We start from the raw sequence: 20,220 nt of genomic DNA, 5'->3' as shown, positions 1-20,220 counted from the left end.
CCTTGGTGGAAGTCCCAGAATTAATGGGAATTCCCCCATTTATAGCTAAGTACCAAAGAATTATATTGAAGCCGTGAACTCCAACCATGGACATGCATGGGCGAATCCGCACATTTTAGAGACCAGCAGAAGCCGACTTCTCGGGAAGATGGGCTTTCTGAGGCGGCATGGGCGGATAACAGCACTGTAAAGGCAATGGCTCAAGCCTTATCCGAGCCATTTAACTCGTTTGTGGCACGTCCGGCAGAATTAATTGCTGAAAAGGTTTCCGGTAACAAGACTGATCTTCATTGGCATGTCGAGAAAAATGAGTCTGAATTGTTTTCCCGGCAGTGGCTGACGGACAATATTGCCTCTGGGATAACAATGGCAGGCTTGTACTCGTTGTCTGACCGCCTAGCTGCTAAACCGCTACGTTTAATTAGCTGTGGCGCAGGATCTGTTGCTCAGTTGCTCAAAGCACGACCATTGGCATGTCAAATCACAACAGGCTTGGAAAAGGTTCTTATAAGCAAGCAAGCCTCACTCATTGCTGGTGCCGGTGCATATGATGGACTTAGAGAAACTCGCGAAGGTGAAACACGGCAAGGAAACTTTGCCGGTACCGCTGCCGGATTTACAGTTTTCGAAGCGGGCAATTACTTCTGTAAATTGGGTCCAGGCAGCTTAGCCAATATTGCTTCCTATGGACTACGCCGTGCCTTAATTGGTGGTGCCGGAGGAGCAGTTCAAAGCTATACATCAGGACAATTTGCCGGTCGTGAATTATCGAACAAGGAATTAGCGACAGCCGCTCTAATCGGCGGCACAATAAATTCCGCGTTGGGGCTACCATCTGTATCAAGAGCATTAAAAAACAATCTAAAGGTGAAAGAACCTGCTAATCTCGACTCTGTTGGGCTTGAGGCAGAAAGAGCGAAAGATTGCATGGCTGATTCATCAAAATCTTTGGATTCATCGATACTAAAAAAGCGTATTGAGATTGTTGGCTCTGAAGAAGTAGGTGTTCATGTTGGCCGTCCGGAAAAGGGGCCGTTTAAAAACTACGGTGATTTTCTATTGCGGGGTGTTGGTAGTAAATACACTCCAATGAATGTCTATGAAGTAGCTGGACATAAAGATGTGCATGTATTAGTAGCTGAAACGGATTTGATTGCGCTGGACAATGCAAAACAGTTGCCAACTATGGAACAAATGGTCAAGATATTGGATCAATCGCCAGATTCTGGATTGGTCAAAAGAATTATTCTCGTTAATTCTGAAGCGCCTGATTCTGTTTGGTTTACGCAGAACAAACTTCTTAAACCCAATGAAAGAATATATGGTGAGCACAGGTTTAACAGTAAGTTAAATGACTATGAAATGCGCTTATTTAAACCACAGACACAAGAGGAGATGCTTAAAACTTATTTGCATGAGTATGTTCACGTGGCGGAGAAAAAATACAAAGATATTTTTTCTATGACCAAACTAGCCAATGAGATTGAGGGCAACTGTGGCTTTCAGCATCACGGTTGTACGCATCCTCATGAATACTCAGCCTCCGTTTTGCTGGGTGATAATTTGCTTGGCGCGCATCCACTGGTAGCAACAGATGCAATCGGCAAGGCACCAATTCAAGCAGTGACTGCTCTGGAGTGCTTGTCGAAAATTTTGCCCAAATCCGAAAGTACTTATACTTCTCAGGCTCGTACATTGATCCAATCGGCGAATCAAAATTTAAAAGCGGTTGTTTTGGACAAGCTTTACGATATGAATACTGAAGGCAAGTCAGACGCCGTTAAGAAGTTAATAGATTTTCTGGAAAACTGAAGCTAGTGTCATTTAGGGAAACTAGCGCTGCTTAGTAGTTCTTCTAAGTAGTCGCGGTATTGATGCACGTGTTGGAAGAAGCTATCCGGTGCAAATTTGAAATTTACCGGAGTTTTGTTGCCGAAGATTTGATATTTGTTCTTTTTATCTACTTTCTGCAATTTGCCTATCAAATGAGGATCGGCTTCGCCACCACCTTCTACTCCGGCTATGCCTGCTTTACCTTCGCTCTTAATGTCGATAACCTTGAGATAGGGAAGTTCTTCTATGACGCCCGAAGGGTGTTTTGTTGCTAATATGTGCCTAACTCCAAAAACGTCTTGGCCGGCTTTTATCTCCTGTTGATACATCTTGATGGCGCCATTGTTGTCTGCAACATCCACGACAGTAACTAAAAAGTGATCATAGCCTGGTAGCTTGTCCACTTTGTAGGAATACGATTTATTAGAGGCGGTCTCATTCAAAAATGTTTCGGCAACAGATTGCGATTCTTTTGACATGCTTTCAAAAACGCTGTTCTGCCGTGCGGAGTTTATGAAGGTTTCTCCAATGTTTCCTTCGTTAACTCCGATTAGTTCCGGTCCTCGAAGTTTGGTTGCTCCTGGTAGGTCTATCTGTCGGCGGGCAATTACCTGATCTATTACGTGTTCGATGGCTCCTGCGTGTTCCGGATGCAAATCCCGACACATCTGTCGCAAGGTAAGCAATTCAGAGGAAGGCTTAGGTGACCCTTTTAAATTGCTTAGGATTTCACCTTCAATTGCTCCAGGTTGCGCACCTTCTGCTGCTGCATCTACGGCCGCTCTATAGGCGTTAAGCAACTTCATGTCCTGCCCTGTAATTGCCTCAATTTGAACCTTAAGAGAGTTAGTCGCCGCCTCTATTTTTTCCATTACTTGTTTGTTTAGGGGTAATTTTTTGCCGCCCAAGCTATCATTGATACTATCGAGTTTCTTCGCGCTATTTCTTGCCTTGCTTAGTTCTGACTGAAACTCATCAAAACCCAAGTGATCATCTTTCAATTTGGTCAAACATTGTTTAAATGAAGACCATTCTTTCTCGAGTACATTTAATTGTGATTTTTGCTTCTTGGTTAGAGACTCAACCGGTTTTGACTTTAAGTCACCAATAGCTTCTTCGATCATTTTGTCGCTTTCGTGCAGCAAATTCCTGAATTCCGTCTGTATGGGCTCTTTTGAATCAAATACCTTGTTAGCGAGATCGGCTGCTGCCTGTTCAGCTTTTTGAGAAAAACCACCTTCTGCTTTTACCTCAGCTTTCGGAGCGTCTTTGGCTTCAGTAGGTTTAGCAATCTGCTCTTCAGGCTTTACTGCACCCGGTCTTTCATGGATTGCTGCAGCCGAATCTCCTGCAACTGAAGCTTCGGCTTTTGCCGCAGCGGAGTCACTTACCGATGCTCCTGCTTTTGCCGTATTAACGTCAGCGGCAACAGATGCCCCGGCTTTTGCTGCACCGGCATCTACAATTGCTGTTTCACCAGCGGCTATAGATGTTCCTGTTGCTACTGTTTCGGTTGCAACAACAGCCTGGGCCATCTTGATTTTCCCCAACACCGATAGTCCGGTCTTTGCTAAACCTATGCCACCAGTGACAAGCATCGCCGTGTCGGTTGCCTTTTCCGACCAATCATAAGGTTTGGCATGCATCATCCAATTTTGAGTGGATTTCCAAGTTTCTTCGCCTGCAGCCTGGATGCCGATTCTATTGACGTGATCAATATATTTTCCGCCGGCATTCCAGATGTGACCTGTAGCGTCGGCAAGATTGCGTGTTAGGGCTAGGGTCGCCCCGGAAATTGGCGCAAAACGATTTAGTAATTGCACGTCCTTATCCTGTGGACGATCAAGCATCGAAACAAGCCCGGTCACTCCTTTTACGAGTGACTTATCAATTCCGTATCCAGCACTTATCACGAAATTTTCTTTCTGCGATTGATAGGGATCTTTGCCGAGTAGTACATCAACTTTTGCTTTTGCCTGTAGAAGTCGATCGATTATTTGGTTACCATGGCTTTCCATAGCTTTTGTCACATCGCCACTGTGAGTTGCTGCTTCAATTACTTGCTTTTGCGATTTGTCGCTTCCATCTACAAAAGCTGAAACGGCTTTGGCGGCCTCTTTGGCGTCATGTTTTTTTAACTCGTAGAGAGAGTTTGCCACCTTTCTTTCGGAGCTTATTTCGTCATTACTTTTGCCTAGTGCTTTTTCAATTTTGCCTGTCTCTGTTAATGCTTTAGCAACAATAGTATCGGAGGACTTCTCTAATTGTTTGCCTACGTCTCCGCCTGTGCGAATGGTTTCGGATACATCGTGAGTGACTTGCTTAGTAGTATCAACAGCAACTCCAATCGCATCTTGAGCGGCTTTTGTGACTTTCTGTGCTGTTTGAAAAAACTGTTCGACAGGATTTGCGTCATGCTTTTGCAGGATTTTTTGTGCATCTTTATCAGTGAGAGGATGCTTTTCGCCGCTAAAAGGAGATGATTTCTGCTGCGAATCAGAAGGCTTCTGAAGCTTATCTTTGCCCTCACCTGCAGTATCAGGTTTGGCCATACAAATTCCCTCGTAGCCGTTAAATCCGGCAGGCACTGTCTATATACCCCCGCGTAAATTGGGTATATGCGTTGGCTGGGTTAATTCGACAGCTAAGGATTAAAACTCGGATTAAAAGAAATCGGGCAACAAAAAGCCCCCGGCGTGCGCCAGGGGCTTTTTACAGGAGGATGAGACTTCAGCCACAACTAGTGTGGCAATCGGGTGTTTATGGCACCTAATTGGCTACTAGCTGAATGACCCGAAGTTGGAGGTGGTTACTGGAGGTACCACCGGGTTAACAATCTCAACTTGAGGCTGAGCTGAGGTTGCTGGTTGGGCTGGAGCAGGAGCGGCTGCCGCTGCTTTCAGGTGCTCATCGAGCACACCAGACTTCTCGCGCAGAAGATATTCGATATAGTCTCCACGGCTCATACGGGAAGCAGCAACTTGTTCATCCAACAGTCTGTGTGCCATTGGTGTCACGCAGACAGCGGTTGTTGTGCCTCTGTTTTTGCCGAAGAAGTAAGACTTGGCGCCACCCTTCGGTCCTGTTTGCTTGGCAGATGCCGGCAAGCGCAGAGGAGGTTGTCCAGCACGCTCACGAATGAGCATTTCGACGTAATCGCCGTTGGACACGCCAGCCTTAGCGGCTTGTTCCTTCAGCAATTGGCGACCTAAAGCCGTCAAATTGAAGGACACCGAACCTGATTCCTTGCCTGGGAATCTTGAGCGACGTGGGGACGTCGTTTTGGCTTGGGTGGTAGTGGTGGTTGTTGGGACCGTTGTGTTCATTTAGTATTCGGCAGTTGTCCACTTGGATTGCTGTTGTTGCCAACAGTCTCTTTGTGATTTTTCCGCCTTACCTCCTTTTCAATAGAACGGGATCCAACTTGATAATCAAGGTGTTTCCTTGAGTAGTTGTCAGGTGAATGCCTCACCCTTCCTGTGTTAGAGGGCTTTTGTGGAACCCTTTCCAAGCTCCAGATTATATAGCAATCGCGAAACAATTAGCAGTAGTCAGGTATTACAGTCTTTTCATGCTTTGCAGCTAAGCGTTCTGTTGACAAAAGCACTCCATGCTTATCAGACCCAGCTGGTGACCCATTGGTTACATAACCAGGCAATCAAACCACCAAGAACTGCACCCACCAGAACCTCCTTAGGAGTGTGTCCTAGGAATTCTTTAATGCGTTGTCCAGAGATAGTTGGGTGATTGGAAAAGAGTTCTTCAAGCATTTGGTTCACAACTTGCGCTTGTAAACCTACGGTTCGCCTGACGCCGGCGGCGTCATACATGACAACCAGGGCTAAGCAAAGTGCGATAGAAAAAGAGACGGAGTTAAACCCTTCAATTAGTCCAACCGTTCCGGCCATAGCAACTGTGCTTGAGCTGTGGCTTGAGGGCATGCCTCCAGTTTTGGCCAAAAGACGTAAGTCAAAACGGCGGGTTTTAATCAGTTTGTGGAAGATCTTTATCCATTGGGCAACGGAAAGTGCAACGGCAAAGGCTAAAAGGACTTGCCAGCCCCGTTGATATGAACCGTTTATCATCGTTTCCGATACTGGCGGAAAAAACAGTTCGAAGGCGAAGAGATTTGGCATAAATGCTGTGGGATTGATTTGCATTAGTTCATCTTTTGTTTTAGCTTACGCGATTAATCGCCATTTGTAGAAGTGATTCCAGATAAATAAGTGATTGTTTGCTTACACCAGTCTTGGTAAGAGCAGTTTCTGCTTCACGCTGTAGATCTAGTAGCTTGGCTTTTGATTTGTCGATACCCTCAATGGCAACAAAGGTAAGTTTGTTTGCTTCGGCATCTTTGCCGGGAGTTTTACCCAGGGTTTCAGCACTGCCTGTTACATCTAAGAGGTCGTCTGTTATTTGAAATGCCAGACCAAGGATTTCGCCAAAAGTAGCGAAGTGATTTTGTTGTTCTTGGTTGGCTCCAGCCAGTGTCGCTCCGGACCACGTAGAAAAACGAATAAGTGATCCGGTTTTGCGCAGGTGAATGGAATTGAGCATGGCTAATTTGTCAGACGGCAGCTTGCCTCCAGTGAAAGCAATATCATCTACTTGTCCCCCGACCATGCCTGGAGCCCCTGTTGCTTTAGCTAATTCACTCAGGACTTTGACGACAATAGATCTTTCTATAGATGCAGGAATGTGATTGGCAATTGTTTCCATAGCCAGCATCAATAATGCGTCGCCTGCTAAAAGCGCTATAGCTTCGCCGAAAACTTTGTGATTGGTTGGCTTACCGCGACGAATATCATCGTTATCAAGCGCCGGCAAGTCATCGTGAATCAAGCTCATCGCGTGAATCATCTCAATTGCACAGGCGCAAGGTAGTGCCACTCGGTGCGCATCTTCATTTATAGCTTGTGCGGCCGCCAGACAAAGTAAGGCTCTTATGCGTTTGCCTGGTGACAAAACTGAATAACGCATTGACTCGTAGAGGACTTCCGGAGTTCCGGTTGCCAAATACTCGGCTAGATGAGCGTCTACAAGCATGCGCTTGCTTGCGACAAATTCCTCAAAATCAAATTTGGTTGTAGCAACCATCAACGAACACTTCCTGCGACAGATGAGTCGTCTTAAAGGGAAGAGCTACATATTATATTGCTTGCCCTTGAAATAACCATAGGCGGACTTTGCCAAGTTCATTATCGTGCCGCCCCATTTAAGTAGGTTTGGATCACGTCGCATGACAAGAAAGGCAAGCGAACCAACATGACTAAGCAGGTCATTTAGCGAGGGAGCTGCTTCTTGCAATAAAGGAATGGAAAACCGTTCTTTCAGTTGATTCAAATTGGCGCGAGCAACCGTGAAGTTAAACATTACGTTATCTCTTTCCTGATTGGCGGAAATCTCCATTTCCTGCAAGCCGCGCATCAAACGCTGATAGTTGACAAGCAAAAGTACCCCGGCAAAGCTCAAGAAAAGCATCATCATAGAAAAGACTATCTTGGCAGCGGGCATTGCCCATGGATGAATGTAGTTGGTTATGAATTCCATCTTTTACTTCAATAAGTTGCGTGCAATAAGAGATCGTTGAATTTGGTTGGTGCCTTCATATATTTGTCCGGCTTTGGCGTCACGAAAGATGCGTTCGAGCAAAAGTTTTGGTTCTGTCGCTTCTTCTCCAACAATGGAAATTGCTTCGGTAGCTACTTTCATAGCAGCATCCGTTGCTTGGATTTTTGCCATGCCCGCTAGCACAGCATCGCCTTCACCACGGTCTATTGCGTAAGCAGCCTGATAGGTAAGGGCTCGTGCTGATTCGACTTGCATTGCCAGTTCGCCTACAAGATAAGCAATCTCATTGAGCTTTTCTCTGTTTGAGTTTAAATGGCTGATGATGCCTTCTAGAGCACCTTGTGCCCAACCGGTTGCTTGGGCGGCAATTGTTACTCGCCCTTTAGCAAGACTACCTAATGCCACCTGGCGGCCTTGTCCGTGTTCGCCAAGCAAATTCTTTTTGGGCACACGGCAGTCGTTGAAAACAATTTCGCATGTCGCATAGCCACGCATGCCGAGCATGTTGAACTTTTGACCGACGGCAAATCCAGGGAAATTACGCTCGACGATAAAGGCGGTAATTGATTTTGGCGATTTGACTGCATCGGGATTTTTATCATCGATAAGTTTGGCCATCACGATGTAATAGTCAGCTGCAGCGCCTGATGTGATAAATGTCTTTGTGCCGTTAAGGATGTATTCATCGCCAACAAGTTTTGCCGTTGTCTGAATGGCGGCTGTATCTGATCCGGCATTTGGTTCAGTTAGTCCAAACGCTGCTAAATATTCACCGGTGGACGATGGTGGCAGATATTTCTTTTTCTGTTCTTCGTTGCCGAATTTGTAGACCGGTTCCTGACAGAGAATATGTACGCCTAGAGAACTCATAATAGGCACAACTGTTCTGCCGAATTCTTCATTCAATAAACAAAAGCTGACATAGTCGCCACCTGAGCCGCCGTAAGTTTTAGGAAACGGCAGACTACCGAAACCCTCCTTACAGGCAGCTTCAAATAAATCTCGACGGAAACTATTTTCCGTATCCGACTTAATTTTGTCAGCCAAAGGGATTTTTTCGGCAAAGGACATTGCCTTTGTCAGCCAACCAAGTTGGCTTTCGTTGTATAAAGCCCTTTTTCCAGTTTGTGGGTTCACGGTTCTTTCAGTTGTTGGTGTGGTCATTATTTGTTCGCTTGCCATCCGGCTTGTCCAGTTTGCTGGACTTCTCTCTACTTGTTCAGTTTAGCTTGTGTTTGAGAAGATGCGGTGCTTGATATCTTTCTGTATGAGCTCCTTCCCTTAGTTGGGTTTAAAATGGAGACCTATGTCGAGTTCAGTTATTAAACCTAAAAAACTCAAATCAGGTGACACCGTCGGCGTGATTGCACCGGCTTCGCCGCCACTTGAGCCGGGACAGGTTGATAAGGCAGTTAAGTGGTTGTCTACGCTTGGACTTAAGGTCAAATTAGGCAAACACATTCTTGATAGTTACGGTACCTACGCAGGGACCGATGAAGCCCGGCTTGAGGATTTGCATGAGCACTTTGCTGATAAAGAAGTATCGGCAATAATTCCTCTGCGTGGCGGCAATGGCACGGTTAGACTTTTGCCTAAGCTTGATTTTGATTTGGTGAAGAAGAATCCCAAGCCCTTCGTTGGTTATTCAGACATAACAGGACTGCTTATTCCTATCCATCAAAAGACAGGGCTCATAACTTTTCATGGACCTACTGCCGGCAATGTTCGTCATAGCCAATATACCTACGATCATTTTGTAAAGGCTGTTATGGAAAATTCGCCTGTAGGCGAAGTTGTCCACCCGCCTCAATCAGCCTGGGATGAGAATTACCCGCCGCCGGATGTAGTTCTTGCTGAAGGAAAAGGTAAAGGGAAATTGATTGGCGGTTGTCTGACACTTCTAAGACAACTTATGGGCACGGAATTTGAAATTGATACGCGTAATTGCATCGTTTTCCTGGAGGACTTGCAAGAAGAACCCCACAGTATTGATAGGATGCTTACGCAACTATTGTTGGCAGGCAAGTTGAAAGATGCTGCCGGCATTGTTGTCGGTGAATGTATAGATTGCCGTCCAGGTGACAGCAGGCGCAATGTGCTCAATTACAACTACAGCATCGAACATGTTTTGAAAGATAGACTTGGGGAATTAGGAATTCCAGTAATTTACGGAGTTCGTTTCGGCCACACAAAAGACAAAGTGACTTTGCCTATAGGTGTTCAAGCAACACTTGAGGCAAGTAAGGATAAAGTGCTTTTCCGCATTGATGAAAGCGGGGTCATGCCATGACCGGAAGTGATACCACTCTGAAGCTCGTTAAGCCGCATGCTCTAAAGCGCGGTGACAAAGTTGGTCTAGTCTCACCGGCTTCTCGTCCTGATGGTCCGGCAGTTATTGCCAAGGCAGTAAAAGTTATGGAGTGGATGGGCTTTAAGCCTGTCGTCGGTGAAAATGCCCTCAATATGCAAGGATTTCTGGCAGGGTCGGATTCGGAAAGACTTGCCGACTTAATGACCTTTTTTAAAGACGATTCAGTAAAAGGAATTTTTTGTCTGAGCGGTGGTTATGGATCGCTTAGGTTATTGGATAGGCTCGATTACAATTTAATTGCTGAACACCCGAAAGTAATTGTTGGTTCGGACGATAATACGGCGCTCTTATTAGCTATAAATAAGCGCACCAACATGGTTGTATTCCATGGTCCTAATCTTGATCAATTAAATTCACCGGCTAGTTTTGAAGACTTACAGCACGCTATTGGACAAAAGAAACTATTGAAACCGTTGAATGTGCGCATAGGCAAAATAGCTTTTGGCAGCGCGCACTATGCCCCTGTGCAAGGAGTTGTATCCGGGCGTCTCATGGGCGGCAATCTTACGGCAATCGGTTCGCTTATGGGTACACCGTTTCAACCACAATTTGAAAACAGCATTTTATTTTTAGAGGACAAGAACGAACGAAACGATATGCTTGATAGATGGTTTTCAACTTTCTATGTTTCAGGCGACTTAGGCAAAGTCTCTGGTGTAGCTTTAGGCGATTTCGTTAATTGTGGTCGCAAGGGTTCTTCTAATATGCTTTCCATTGAAGATTTGTTTGGTCAGCGCTTGCAAGAACTACAGAAAACCTCTTGCTTTGGTTTCCCTTTTGGACAAGCTGAGGACTCGTACACGATTCCTATTGGTGTAATTGCCAGTCTTGATACAAAAAAAGGGCAACTCTCCTTTCTTGACTCGGCTGTTAACTAGGTTGTAAAGTTATCAGCGTCATAACTGGTAACGCGTTTTTTACACAGTGAGCAACTGATATTGCCGATTGGTAAAATAGACACGTCTAGGTTTACCGCGAATGGATAAAGTGGCATGAATTGGGAAAGCATCGTTGCTGTTCTTGCCGTCCTTCTAGCCTTAGGCTTTGATTTTGTAAATGGCTTTCATGACACGGCTAATGCCGTAGCCACTGTCATCTATACCAAGGCATTGAGACCTGGTGTAGCAATTGTGATGAGCGGTATTTTGAACTTTATGGGTGCTGTTTTTGTAGGCACTGCTGTGGCTCTTGTTATAACTAAGATAATTCCGCAGGAACTCATTAGTTTGCCTCTTATCGTTGCCGTGCTTTTAGCGGCTGTTATCTGGAATCTAATTACCTGGTGGTATGGACTGCCTGTAAGTTCTTCCCATTGCTTGATTGGTAGTTTATTTGGTGCAGGCGTAGCAGCTAATGGCTTGAATGGTGTGCATTGGCATGAATTAGAAAAGGTCTTTGGTGCTTTGCTTGTTTCACCGCTAGTTGGCTTTGTGGCTGGAGCGCTAGTCACTTGGGTGGCATTTGTTGTCTCAGGAGAGGCTAAACAAGCCAAGGAAGTATTGGCTGAGGGTGAGAAGAAAAAAGATCAACACCCGGCAATGCGTTGGCTGCACGTTTTATCCAGTGGTTGCGTCAGCTTTAGTCATGGCAGCAATGACGGACAAAAGACCATGGGTATTATTACTTTGATTTTGGCATCTCATTTTGCCTCTTTCGGCTTTCGGTACGATCAAGTACCCTGGTGGGTAATGCTAGCTGCTGCCACAGCTATTGCTCTTGGTACTGTCGTCGGCGGTTGGCGAGTAATTCGCACAGTCGGCACCAAAATAAGTAAGGAACGTTTGAGTCATGCGCAGGGATTTGGTGCATCGATGTCGACGGCAGCAATTATTTTGACGGCTTCGTCCATTGGAGCACCAATAAGTACGACCCATACTCTTAGCTCTGCCGTTGCCGGAGGCACAGTGCCTGTTTACGGCATCAAAAAGCTCAATGTGAAAACGCTCTGGCTAATAGTTTTAGCCTGGGTTTTGACATTGCCTGTGGCTGCGACCTTGTCGGCATCTTGTTATTTTGTGTTACGCTTGTTCTGGCATTAGGAGGGCTTGATGAAATTAATGGTCGCATTTGCTAGCCCCAAGCGCAGTCGCAAGATTGTGCGTATTGCTGCTGCTCATGCTAAGGCCATGGATGCCGAGCTAGTCTTAGTGCGGGTAATTGCCGATCCGGCAAAATTAGGCGTGATTGCGGAGTTGATCTCCACAGATGCGCCTAAAGAAACCGCCCAAAATCAAATTGATATGGTCGTTGCTGAACTGCAGGACAAAGGCGTTAATGCGTCAGGCATGCTCAAAATAGGACCAGTTGCAGAGACGCTCGTAAGTACAGCTTCTGAACTGGGCGTCGATACAGTCTATGTTGGTAGCGGCCCGATAAAGCAGCGCGCTTTTGGTATTTCCATTCAGGATCCTATCTTGCATTTCTTGCTTGATCGCTGTCCAATTAATCTCTACGTGGCGCGTGATCAAGACGGTGATCCTGATAGCTGGACATCTGTTGACTAATTAATCGATAAACTCATTTCCAAAGAAGAGCCTTGGAATTTAACATCGTGAATTGATGTCAGTGCATGGGGCACAGCATTTGCTATGTCGCCTGCAAGAAATCCCACTTCTCCAATTTGGCTCTGGGCAATGTCACCAGCAAGTCCATGTATGTATGTGCCGGCAACCGCAGCATCCAAGGGAGTCAATCCCTGAGCTAAAAGCCCGCCAATTATTCCTGATAAGACATCGCCTGCTCCGGCAGTCGCCATGCCTGAATTGCCTGTAGGATTGATGAAGACTTCGCCGGTCTGCGCGGCAATTACCGAATGTGCGCCCTTAAGAACAACGACGGTATCAAATTCTTTCGCGCCTTTGAGAGCCGATTCAATTCTATTTTCGTGAATCTCTTGCGTGGACAATCCTGTTAGGCGGGAAAATTCTTTTGGATGAGGAGTCAGTACAAATTTCTTGTTGCGTGGGAAAAGAGATGTATTTTTGGCGATGGCATTGAGTCCATCGGCGTCTATGATTGTTGGCTTTTCCAGGAACGGCAAAAGGTTTTGCACAAAGGCAATAGTTTCCTCATGGTCCCCTAAGCCGGGACCAACAATTGTTGCCGTGTGTTTGGGGATTTCTAGGAGTACTTCATCAAGAGCATCAGAGGCAATATTGCCGGTGTCAGTTTCTTTCAATGCTTTGTAAATGACTTCAAGGATATTTTGTTCAGGTATCACTGATTTTGCTGTAGCCAATACCGACAATCCGGCTCCTGTACGTAAGGCAGTCAGGCTGGCTAGCGTTGCGGCTCCTCTGTAGTTTGTGCAGCCGGCAATACTCAAAACTGAGCCGAAAGTGCCTTTATGCGAATCGGCTTTTCTCACAGGTAATAGTTTGCGTACGTGATCAATAGTCGTTAGCCATTGTTTGCTTTGACCGTGAAATTCAGGTAAGCCAATATCTATCAGCGAAAGTTTGCCTGCCAAATCCGCCCCTGGATACAAAAGTAGACCGGATTTTAAATAACCAAAAGTAACAGTGTTTGTCGCTTTGACGGCTGATCCCATTATTTGACCGTTGTCCGAATTTACACCTGATGGGATGTCTATGGCTAGGACAGGAATGTTGTTGTCGGAACATTCATTAATCAAGTCTACTAATTGTTTGTAGATTCCCTCGACGTCTCGAGAAAGCCCAGTGCCCAAAAGTGCATCGACAATAATGCCTGCGTTTCTCACTTGTTGGCTAATTGCAGCAACATCATCTGATGAGACCTTCTTGATGTTAATACCAAGTTTTTCCAGGGCTTCTTTGTTGATAAGACTTTCAGAGCGGTTTTGCGAGGCTTTTTGTTTTCCGTCAACCATAAAAACAGACACAGGTATTTCCCACATGGAAAAATAGCGGGCAACAACCAAACCATCGCCGCCGTTATTACCGCTACCGCAGAAAATTACGACGTCACCTTTGTTTTTCTGCCACATTTCACGAGCAATTTCTGCGGCACGCTTGCCTGCTAATTCCATGAGCACCAAGCCCCAGTTGGCATGACATGCTTCTATCCATTTTGCTTCCAACTCGCGAAGCTCGGCAGTCGTGGGGATTTGTAGAGCGTGATTCATTTATGATTTTGCTGCGGCTGTTTCACTTGGCACTACAACACAACGTGCTGTGTGTCCGGGAAGTTTTTCTTCCAGTGCCGGCAAAGCTTCCAAACATCTTGGCTCAACCATTGGACAACGATTGGCAAAGCGGCAACCGGCAGGTAAGTTTATTAGGCTGGGCGGTTGACCATCGATTGGTGTCAGACGAGTACTGCCCGGACGTGGAATGGAGTTCAAAAGACCAACTGTATAAGGATGCTTTGGTCGTTTAAACAAGTCGACAACCGGTGCATGTTCAACTATTGAGCCCGCGTACATAATTGCTACGTCATCGCACATTTCGGCTACTACGCCAAGATCGTGCGTAATAAGAAGAATGGACATGCCCTCTTCTTTTTGGATGCTGCGCAGGAGATCAAGAATTTGTGCCTGTACAGTTACATCTAGTGCTGTTGTCGGTTCGTCAGCTATAAGTAAATCCGGCTTGCATGATAGTGCCATGGCGATCATTACACGCTGTCGCATGCCGCCGGAGAATTGATGTGGATAATCATCAATGCGGTTGGCAGCTTCCGGAATACGCACCTGATCTAAAACTTCAATTGCTCTTTTGCGTGCTTCTTTTTTGGACACGTTTTGGTGCAATTCAATTGCTTCAATAATTTGTTCGCCAATAGTGTAGACAGGATTGAGCGAGGTCATTGGATCTTGCGGAATTAGCGCAATCCTGTCTCCGCGAATTTCTTGCATCTTCGTTTCAGAAAGACTTAGAAGATCTTGCCCGTCGAAAAGCACTTTGCCGGACACGATTCTTCCCGGAGGCGGCACAAGACGCAAGATCGATAAGGAAGTAATTGACTTACCACAACCTGATTCTCCGACAATCCCTAATACTGAGCCCTTCTTTAAAGAGAAGCTCAGGTTGTCCACAGCTTTAGCTGTGCCACCCTCAGTGTCAAAAACGGTAGATAGTCCTTGTATATCTAGTAGTGCCATTAGCCCTGCCACATAACCGACAACTAATAAATGTATCAGTTTTAGTCGCGCGAGTCAGGTTGCGTGACCCAGCTTGTAGTTTCCGCAGTAACGGGAACCTTTGGTTTTGCTACTGCCGGATCGGCTAAGAAGTCGTCAAAGCTGCGCTTAATACCCATGAACACTGGACGGAAATGATGATCTCGCATCTCCTTGTAAGCTTGTTCTTTTGTCCAACCCTGATTACATACTCTATATAAACCGGCAATTACTCCCGTGCGATCACAGCCAGTGCGGCAGTGAACATAAAGAGGTTGATACTTGGGATCTTCCACCATGGACATCACTGTTTTGATTTTTGCCGCATCAGGTTGCAGAATGCCTGTTGATATATGGAAGTAATCAATGCCGTATTCTTTGGCCCAGGATTCTTCTTCCTTTACGCCTGTGAACCAGCGCAAATCAATGATGGTTTTGATGTGCAAATCTTTGAGCATCTGCATTTTTTCTTTGGCAGTAGGTTCGCTTCCGCAATAAAGCGTGTCGGAAACTTTGTAAAATTCACGAGCGAATAAGTGCTTTTTGACACCCTGGCTAAAAGACGGACTTGCACTTAGGACTAAGGCAAGACTTAAAAGTCCGGCAAAGAGCTTATTAGCTTTGAGCATATCCCTACCTCGGATACTCACGAACAATATGCCCTTAGGCTGGGAAATTAAGCGGTACGTTAAGAAGCTGGAATGTGCTCGATTTAATGTGCTTATTGAACTTGTCCGCTGCGGCGGGAATTAGCCAGCAGTTGCTCTTTATCAGCCGGTTTGCTCAATGAATAGTCGCGGACGGAATGCTTTAGGGCACTCAAAAAAGGCTTGAAATGATGTTTGCGCATTTCGGCATAGGCTTTATCAAATGACCAATTCTGCACAATTACTCGATAGAGTCCAACCATTGTGCCGGTTCGGTCAGAGCCGTAGCGGCAATGCAAATAAACAGGCTGCATCTTCGGGTCGGTGACAATTCCTAGGAAGGACAAAACTTCTTTCTGCTTGGGGGTCTTAAAGCCCATAGGCATACCTACATAATTTATGCCGTGCTTTGCGCACCAGGCTTTTTCTTGAGCTGCTTCTTCCCTGTCTAAACGCAAGTTGATGATTGTTTTGACGCCTTTAGCTCGCAACTCCTTTAAAGCTTCAAAGCTTGGTTGAGAACCCCTATAAAGATTGGGGGCAAAATTTTCAAAATTGGAAATGGCACCTCTTGTATCGATATCTGCCGAAGCTGGAGCGGCAAAAGATATAAATAGAAGTGCGGCAAGTGGTATCACTTGTAAGTTAGACAAGAATTGAGAGGACATGTGCAACGCATCTCCATGTCAGGCGGCATGAGAATAGCATGGGCTGAGAGTTTTGAACAATTGCGCCATGATAATTCGTGAAAATCTGATTTGATGAAAGTCTCACGCTGTCAAGCGTTGAGAAGATGCGAATAGGCTTGGTTAAATGTTTCTTTCCAAGAGGGAAGTGTTTTTGAAAATTGAATTCGGAAAGAATACTTACGATAGCAAACGATAGAGACTAGTACTAAAAAGATCATTCGATATCGAAGTCATATCCTCTGTTTTCCGCTTATTTTGAGTGTTTGATCACTGACGATATGTTTGTTATATACATCCGATCCGATTGATATGTGCCATCATAATTGGTGGCATATACGCTCTTTGCTTTGTGGTTGAAAACGCCCATCTGGTCAGGATTTGCACCGCTTGATAAGTGTAAATTTTCTATCCCTTAACAAGAGATGTCTTTTTTGCATTAAAAGTGATCGTTCCGAATGGATTTTATCTTTCTCGCAAAGCCTTACGTGGCCTTGAGTTAGGCTTGATCTGAGATTTATTGCCCTAATTGGCCATATTGATCGATACCCCCAGGGAGTAGTAACTTAATCGCATCATATTTTTTGAACGAATTGGGCGTAGGAGCTCGTGCTCCTTTGCTCTGGAGTCCAAACAATTTGGCGTTAGTTACTCCTTTGTCCCCAAAAGGTACGGATCATGGTCACCATTAATACCGATATTGCCGCAAAGCCAATTGACACAAAAAATCGCAAGGACTATTCAGAAAGATATTGGGAATCGACCCAAGATACCCTAGTTGGTCTCTATGGCAACCGTGACTCATCAACGGGACAACCAATTGAAACCGTCAATGACATCATTCATCGTGTGGCCGAATCAATTGCCTTAGCTGAACTTAAGTATGTTCTCAAGCCAAGCGAAATTATTTCGTTGACATTGGATAAGGCTCTTGATCATCCAAAAGTAATTGAATGGGCGGAAATTTTTGCTGAGCATATAGGTAAGCAAAAATTTTGGGCAAATACACCGGCCAATATAAATGCTGATCGCGAAGTCTCTTTGATGGTCTTGCAATATTGGGCACATGGAACATTAGCTGGACTTGCCGAAGAAGATATTTGGCTTAAGGCGGATGCTTTGCGCAAGGCTTATACCGAGCGCAAGACAGAAGGTCTCTCCAAGCACGAAGCGGCAATGGGACAGTTAGCGGACAACTTGCGCGGCAAAGGCTGTTTGGCTGCCTGTGGTGTTGCTTATGTAACCGATACTTTGGAAGGCATTCAGGAAGCTGCAAAAATTGAAGCATTAGCAGCCAAAGCTGCTATGGGCATGGGGTTGAATACATCTACACTGCGCCCTTGGTCATCTGTAATAAGCAATGGTGCAGCAGCATCAGGACCGGATAGATTCTATGAAAAGACAATTGCCAAAGCAGTAGAAGCAGTTGCGCAAGGTGGACGCCGTGGTGGCGCCCTTATTGAATTGCGTAATTCCGATCACCCGGACATTCTTTTCTTTATCGACAAGAAAAAACTCATTCCACCTCCATCGCTTTCGCAAATCTACAAACAAGTAGTAAAAGAAATTCGTCAAAAGCCAGGTCAAAGCGCTTTTGATTACAAGCGTCAGACAATTGCCGAATCAGAAAAGCGCTACGGTCAACTTTATGCTCAATATATAGATCGTCAGAACTACCTGAAAAATACCAACGTTACAGTCTTGGCTATGCCGGGCTTTATGGAAGCTGTTAAAGAGAAGCGCTTCTATCAAGCGACTTTCAGCAATAAAGCCTGGACCGGTGCTCTCTATGATCCACGTCGTGTTGTGATGGACGAGAAAACCGGAATGCCCAAGGTCAACAGATTGACCAAAGAGTCTATCTTTGAAGAATATGCTGTTGATTTAGATAAGTATCCTGAATCAATTAATGCTGCGCGCTCTATGGAAAATGCAGTAGTACATCTAACCGACAGACAAGTTCGTGTCAAAGGCTATTTTTACGCACCGGATGTATTCCAGAGAATCGTTGAAGGTATGCGTGATTCAGGTGAGCCCGGACTAGCATTTTATGAAGCAGTCAATGAAGGCAATGCCAACCCACATGCTTATGACTTGAATACATGCAATCCATGTGGTGAGCAATTCTTGCCCGCAGGTCCAGGCAAAGATGGTCGCACCTACATGGGCAATTGCAATTTGTCTTCACTGCATGCAGCGCACGCTGACTTCTTCTTTGCTGACGGCACATACAACTATGAAGCAATGATGGATGCTGTCAAAGTGCAGCAGCGCTTCATGGACAACGTCACTGACGTGAGCTGGTATCCAATTGTTGCTCAAAACATGACTGCGCGTCTTGAACGTCGTAATGGTGGTGGATTTGCCGGTATCGCTGAATTCCTTTCTCGTCTTGAGTTGGAATTTGGCAGTGCGGAGGCATTGGATGCCACATGCGAATTATTCGCAAACTACACGAAAGCTTCTGTGCAAGCCTCTCAAGCCTTAGCGGAAGAGCGTGGGGTTTATCCACTGTGGGAAGGTAGCCGCTTTGCCAAAAAAGGCTTAAAAGTACGCAACTCCTGCATGACCAATAATGCTCCGACAGGTACGCTTGCTCAAGCTCTGCAAACAAGTTGGGGAGTTGATCCGCACAACGGTATCGTCTTCTCGCGCAAAGTGCGTTCGCGCTATGTTGACTTTGTTGCCCCAGGCTTCAGAGAACTGATGCAGAAGCACAATGCCTGGCCGGCTTCTGAAGAAGAGCAAAATGCTCTGATGCAAAAGATTCGTGCCAACCACAAATCGTGCCGTGGAATTGCTGAAGTTCCGGAAGCTGTGCAGAAGGCATTCCCTGTAAGAGTAGAAGTTGAACCGGAAGCTTATATCCGTCACCTCGCTGCTATTCACAAAGGTGCAGCGTCTTGTCCGGAAGCATTTAACTCTGTGTCAAATACTTGTTCTATACCTCTCGATAGCAGTGAGCAAGCAGTTTATGATGCTGCAATGCTCGCCTGGGAATTGGGTGTTAAGGACATTACCTTCTATCCGGATGGCAGTCGATTAAGCCAACCTGTAGAGAAGATTGCCAAAGAAGATTACGCTCAAGATTCCGATATTTTGAGTTTGATTGGACACCAGGAAAAGCGCAACATCAATACGGAAGAAACAAACGGTCTAAATTACAAAGTGCGTGTTGGTTCCGAATCAGGTGGTTCGACCCTGCATGTAAGTTTGAATCACGAGACAAGCCATCCTGGTGAACTAATAGAAGTCTATGCGCGCATGGGCAAACCAGGTGCCATCGAATCAGGTCTATTTGAAGCTGTCGGTCGTTTGGCTTCTGCCTTCTTGCAGTATGCCGCTCAATTCGGCGAAGAAGAAAGAACCAAGGCCGAAGAGTCCATAGTTAAACAACTTGTGAATATTCAATCCGGCTACCCGGCATTCCATAAGTTTGCCGATGAAGAAAAGGCAGTTGTTGTGCAATCGCCTTGCGATGGACTGGCTAAAGCCATTCAGCGCTATCGCCGCAATTTCAGTACCTCAAAGGAAAACTTCAATGTTTTGCTTAAGACCATGGCAAAGGTAGAGATCCAGACGGCACCTGATGCTGATGCTCCAGCTACAAGCCAGACTGCCAGCCGCATTGCTGCTTGCAGTAAGTGCGGTACGCAAGATTGGCTGAAAATAGATGGTTGCCAGGTATGCCAGGGCTGCGGCTATTCCAAGTGCGGCTAAGCTGACGTACAAGTAACCCCATGTTCATCGGGACCGCTCACGGTGGTCCCGGTTTGCTTATGTTTGACATTGGCAAGAGGAATTAAAGTATATAGTGAAGTGTAGGCTTTGTATTTCACAAATCCTACACGGATGGAACCTATAATCATATTTGGGTGATAGATCTTTCCTGATAAGTTACCTGAGACGATCTGGCGATTGTCGATTAATTGAATACAGTCTGACTCTGATCCCCTACCTACTTGCATACAGAGCAGAGGTTACCTCTTGGTGTCACGACCACTCAAATCT

At 45.6% G+C, this 20,220-nt stretch carries 16 protein-coding genes; 6 read left to right on the top strand and 10 right to left on the bottom strand.

Annotated features, from left to right (window positions below):
- The first annotated feature begins 96 nt into the window (after nt 1–96).
- On the top strand, nt 97–1,812 hold the full coding sequence (locus tag K2Y22_01005; protein MBX9877013.1) for a hypothetical protein: 1,716 nt from the start codon (nt 97–99) through the stop codon (nt 1,810–1,812).
- Nucleotides 1,813–1,820: 8 nt separating this feature from the next.
- Here K2Y22_01005 and K2Y22_01000 read toward each other — a convergent pair whose 3' ends face one another.
- From K2Y22_01000 to K2Y22_00975, 6 genes are all read right to left on the bottom strand, one after another.
- Complete coding sequence (locus tag K2Y22_01000; GenBank protein MBX9877012.1) at nt 1,821–4,385, bottom strand: hypothetical protein; 2,565 nt, start codon at nt 4,383–4,385, stop codon at nt 1,821–1,823.
- Nucleotides 4,386–4,613: 228 nt separating this feature from the next.
- Nucleotides 4,614–5,159 (bottom strand): hypothetical protein, encoded by a 546-nt coding sequence (locus K2Y22_00995; protein MBX9877011.1) that lies wholly within the window; start codon nt 5,157–5,159, stop codon nt 4,614–4,616.
- 291 nt (nt 5,160–5,450) lie between these two features.
- The gene (locus tag K2Y22_00990; protein MBX9877010.1) at nt 5,451–5,993 is read right to left on the bottom strand and encodes a divergent PAP2 family protein; all 543 of its coding nucleotides are present in this window, start codon (nt 5,991–5,993) and stop codon (nt 5,451–5,453) included.
- 16 nt (nt 5,994–6,009) lie between these two features.
- On the bottom strand, nt 6,010–6,930 hold the full coding sequence (locus K2Y22_00985; protein ID MBX9877009.1) for a polyprenyl synthetase family protein: 921 nt from the start codon (nt 6,928–6,930) through the stop codon (nt 6,010–6,012).
- A gap of 45 nt (nt 6,931–6,975) precedes the next feature.
- Entirely contained in the window at nt 6,976–7,383 is a 408-nt protein-coding gene (locus K2Y22_00980) for a hypothetical protein (protein MBX9877008.1), read from the bottom strand.
- Nucleotides 7,384–7,386: 3 nt separating this feature from the next.
- Nucleotides 7,387–8,586, bottom strand: coding sequence for an acyl-CoA dehydrogenase family protein (locus tag K2Y22_00975; protein MBX9877007.1), 1,200 nt, complete (start codon nt 8,584–8,586; stop codon nt 7,387–7,389).
- 124 nt (nt 8,587–8,710) lie between these two features.
- Between K2Y22_00975 and K2Y22_00970 the strand changes: the two genes are divergently transcribed.
- The 4 genes from K2Y22_00970 to K2Y22_00955 all read left to right on the top strand — a co-directional run bounded on the left by K2Y22_00970 (nt 8,711) and on the right by K2Y22_00955 (nt 12,279).
- The gene (locus K2Y22_00970; GenBank protein ID MBX9877006.1) at nt 8,711–9,694 is read left to right on the top strand and encodes an LD-carboxypeptidase; all 984 of its coding nucleotides are present in this window, start codon (nt 8,711–8,713) and stop codon (nt 9,692–9,694) included.
- The gene (locus K2Y22_00965) at nt 9,691–10,653 is read left to right on the top strand and encodes an LD-carboxypeptidase (GenBank protein MBX9877005.1); all 963 of its coding nucleotides are present in this window, start codon (nt 9,691–9,693) and stop codon (nt 10,651–10,653) included. Before K2Y22_00970 ends, K2Y22_00965 begins: the two co-directional genes overlap by 4 nt.
- A gap of 114 nt (nt 10,654–10,767) precedes the next feature.
- The gene (locus K2Y22_00960) at nt 10,768–11,814 is read left to right on the top strand and encodes an inorganic phosphate transporter (GenBank protein MBX9877004.1); all 1,047 of its coding nucleotides are present in this window, start codon (nt 10,768–10,770) and stop codon (nt 11,812–11,814) included.
- 9 nt (nt 11,815–11,823) lie between these two features.
- Entirely contained in the window at nt 11,824–12,279 is a 456-nt protein-coding gene (locus K2Y22_00955) for a universal stress protein (GenBank protein MBX9877003.1), read from the top strand.
- Here K2Y22_00955 and K2Y22_00950 read toward each other — a convergent pair.
- From K2Y22_00950 to K2Y22_00935, 4 genes are all read right to left on the bottom strand, one after another.
- Nucleotides 12,276–13,880: an NAD(P)H-hydrate dehydratase gene (locus K2Y22_00950; GenBank protein ID MBX9877002.1), complete on the bottom strand. Its 1,605-nt coding sequence runs from the start codon at nt 13,878–13,880 to the stop codon at nt 12,276–12,278. The genes K2Y22_00955 and K2Y22_00950 overlap by 4 nt on opposite strands.
- Nucleotides 13,881–14,858 (bottom strand): ABC transporter ATP-binding protein, encoded by a 978-nt coding sequence (locus K2Y22_00945; GenBank protein MBX9877001.1) that lies wholly within the window; start codon nt 14,856–14,858, stop codon nt 13,881–13,883.
- Nucleotides 14,859–14,899: 41 nt separating this feature from the next.
- On the bottom strand, nt 14,900–15,505 hold the full coding sequence (locus K2Y22_00940) for a tyrosine-protein phosphatase (GenBank protein MBX9877000.1): 606 nt from the start codon (nt 15,503–15,505) through the stop codon (nt 14,900–14,902).
- A 92-nt stretch (nt 15,506–15,597) separates the two neighbouring features.
- A complete protein-coding gene (locus K2Y22_00935; protein MBX9876999.1) occupies nt 15,598–16,191 on the bottom strand; it encodes a tyrosine-protein phosphatase in 594 nt (197 codons plus the stop codon).
- A gap of 696 nt (nt 16,192–16,887) precedes the next feature.
- Here K2Y22_00935 and K2Y22_00930 point away from each other — a divergent pair.
- Nucleotides 16,888–19,929 (top strand): hypothetical protein, encoded by a 3,042-nt coding sequence (locus tag K2Y22_00930; protein ID MBX9876998.1) that lies wholly within the window; start codon nt 16,888–16,890, stop codon nt 19,927–19,929.
- Nucleotides 19,930–20,220 lie beyond the last annotated feature (291 nt).

This window comes from Candidatus Obscuribacterales bacterium (genome assembly GCA_019744775.1).
GTDB lineage: Bacteria > Cyanobacteriota > Vampirovibrionia > Obscuribacterales > Obscuribacteraceae > SBAT01.
This window is presented reverse-complemented; position numbering and strand designations above follow the sequence as displayed.